This is a genomic window from Cobetia sp. (genome assembly GCF_983723665.1).
On the sequence record NZ_CFDJES010000087.1, the window covers coordinates 10,236 to 12,952 of the forward strand.

The 2,717-nt window shown below is 64.0% G+C and carries 2 protein-coding genes; both read left to right on the top strand.

Annotated elements, in window-relative coordinates; genetic code table 11:
* The first annotated feature begins 55 nt into the window (after positions 1-55).
* Positions 56-1,702 (top strand): FMN-binding glutamate synthase family protein, encoded by a 1,647-nt coding sequence (locus AC4FAH_RS09875; protein WP_197738691.1) that lies wholly within the window; start codon positions 56-58, stop codon positions 1,700-1,702.
* Positions 1,703-1,914: 212 nt separating this feature from the next.
* Positions 1,915-2,717, top strand: an 803-nt coding sequence (locus tag AC4FAH_RS09880; RefSeq protein WP_483237081.1) for a crotonase/enoyl-CoA hydratase family protein, incomplete at its 3' end; no start/stop codon positions are given.

Genomic DNA, 2,717 nt, shown 5'->3' on the forward strand with positions numbered 1-2,717 from the left:
GACCCTCCCACAACGACAGCCCTGACATTGCTGTTCGCTGGCAAAGGAAGCTTTGATGAAACTGAAATGGTCGCTGTTACCTCGCTACTCCGTCTTCGGGCTCTGTGTCCTCGGCTTGCTGGTCTGCCTGGGGCTGTCGGAGCTGACGCCCTGGATATGGCCGCTGACGCTGCTGATGGCCTTTCTGGTCGCCGTCGGCATCTACGATATGCAGCAGCCGGATTACGCCGTGCGTCGCAACTATCCGGTGATCGGCAACATGCGCTACCTGTTCAAGGCGCTGCGTCCGGAAATGCGTCAGTACCTGTTCGAGTCGGACACCGATCAGCTGCCGTTTTCCCACAAGCAGCGCGAGCTGGTCTATGCGCGTGGCCGTCAGCACAATTCCTCCCAGCCGTTCGGCACCTTGCTCGATGTCTATTCCGACAGCTATGAGTTCATCGGTCACTCCATGCAGACCTCGAGTGTGCCGGACCCCAAGGGCTTTCGTCTCAACGTCGGCAACTCCCAGTGCTCGCATCCCTACAATGCCTCGCTGTTCAATATCTCGGCGATGAGCTTCGGCTCCTTGAGCGCCAATGCCATCCGCGCCCTGAACAAGGGCGCCAGGCTGGGCAACTTCGCCCATGACACCGGCGAAGGCAGCATCAGCCCCTATCACCGCGAATTCGAGGGCGATCTGATCTGGGAGCTGGGCAGTGGCTACTTCGGCTGCCGCGACGAGGAAGGGCGCTTCGATGGCGAGAAGTTTGCCCGTCAGGCGGCCAGCGAGCAGGTCAAGATGATCGAGATCAAGCTCAGCCAGGGTGCCAAACCCGGCCACGGGGGCGTCTTGCCGGCCAGCAAGATCAGCGAGGAGATCGCCGAGACGCGCGGGATTCCGATGGGCAAGGACTGCATCTCGCCCTCCAACCACGGTGAGTTCTCCACACCGCTTGAGCTGTTGAGCTTCATCCAGCGCCTGCGCGAGCTGTCGGGTGGCAAGCCGGTGGGCTTCAAGCTGTGCCTCGGTCAGCCGTGGGAGTTCATGGCCATCGTCAAGGCGATGCTCGAGACCGGGGTCGTGCCCGATTTCATCGTCGTCGATGGCAGTGAGGGCGGCACCGGCGCTGCGCCGACCGAATTCACCGACCACCTCGGCACTCCGCTGCGTGAAGGGCTGCAGTTCGTCCACAACTCGCTGGTGGGCGCAGGGCTGCGTGATGAGGTGCGCATCGGGGTCAGCGGCAAGATCATCAGTGCCTTCGATATCGCCTGCGTGATGGCGCTGGGCGCGGACTGGGTCAATGCCGCACGCGGTTACATGTTCGCGCTGGGCTGCATCCAGTCACTGAGCTGTCACACCAACAAGTGCCCGACAGGCATCGCCACCCAGGATGATCTGCGCCAGAAATCGCTGGTCGTGGAAGACAAGGCCGATCAGGTGCGTCACTTCCACCACAACACCCTGCATGCGCTGGCCGAGATCCTGTCGGCGGCGGGCCTGCACACGCCCTGGCAGATCACCCCGGACCACCTGGTGCATCGTGTCTCCGAGAATGAGGTCAAGCTGTTCTCGCACCTGCATCCCTTCCTGACCAAGGGCGCGCTGCTGACGCAAGGGGATGACTATCCCTTCTATCGCCGTGTCTGGGCGATGGCCCAGGCCGAGAGCTTCCAGCCGCGATCGCTGTCAGAGGTGTCGGGGGCCAAGCGCGAGTAGACAATCGCCACCTCTGCGACCAAACGACCGTTCAACAACCGGGCGCAGGCAGTCACACTGAGACGTAGCGAGTCATGCCCGCGGGCAGCTCGACGAACGCAGTGTGGTTGCCTGCGCCTTTTGGGTTTATCACTGGATGAGTGCCATCGCTCGGCACTGTCGTGAAATCGTTCGAGCGCGTGCTTGCTCGTATCCGTCGCAGGGAGACCGCCATGTCTGACGCTACCCACCTCACGCCTGAACGTTATGTGACCCTCTCGATCAGTGAGCATGTCGCCGACGTGCGCCTCAATCGCCCTGACAAGCACAACGGCATCGACTGGAAGATGATCGATGCCCTGCTGGCGGTACAGCAGGAGCTGCATGCCCGCGCCCGGGAATCAGGCCTGCGCGCCATCGTGCTGTCGGGCGAGGGGCCCAGTTTCTGTGCGGGGCTGGATATCGCCGCCATCATGGGCGACGCCGCCCGCGTGCCGCAGTTGCTGGTCGCGGGGGCCAATGGCTGTGCGCCGCAGCGCAATACCGTGCAGCAGCTGGCGCTGGGCTGGCGAGATGTCGGGGTGCCGGTCATCGCCGCCTTGCATGGCAATGTCTTCGGTGGCGGCCTGCAGATCGCGCTGGGGGCGGACATTCGCCTGTGTGATCCTGATGCGCGCCTGGCGGTGCTCGAGATCGACTGGGGCATCATTCCGGACATGGGCATCAGCGTCACCGCGCGTGGCGTGCGACCGGACTGGCTGCACGAGCTGACGTGGAGCGGGCGCAAGGTCGAGGCCAACGAGGCGCAGAGTGCCGGCCTGGTCACGCGCATCATCTCCAGCCCACAGGAGGAGGCGTTGGCCCTGGCGCGCCAGATTGCCGGGCGCTCTCCCAGCGCCATCCGCGCGATCACGCGTCTCTATGACGAGGCCCTCGCTGCGCCGGAAGCCGAGGCGCTGGCGCTTGAGGCAGAGCTGCAGTCCTCGCTGCTGGGGCGCGCGGAGCAGACCGAGTGCATCAAGGCCAAGCTCGAGGG

Excerpts from the sequence above, each read along its gene's own strand:
- AC4FAH_RS09875 (WP_197738691.1), top strand. The coding sequence starts at position 56 with ATGAAACTGAAATGGTCGCTGTTACCTCGCTACTCCGTCTTCGGGCTC.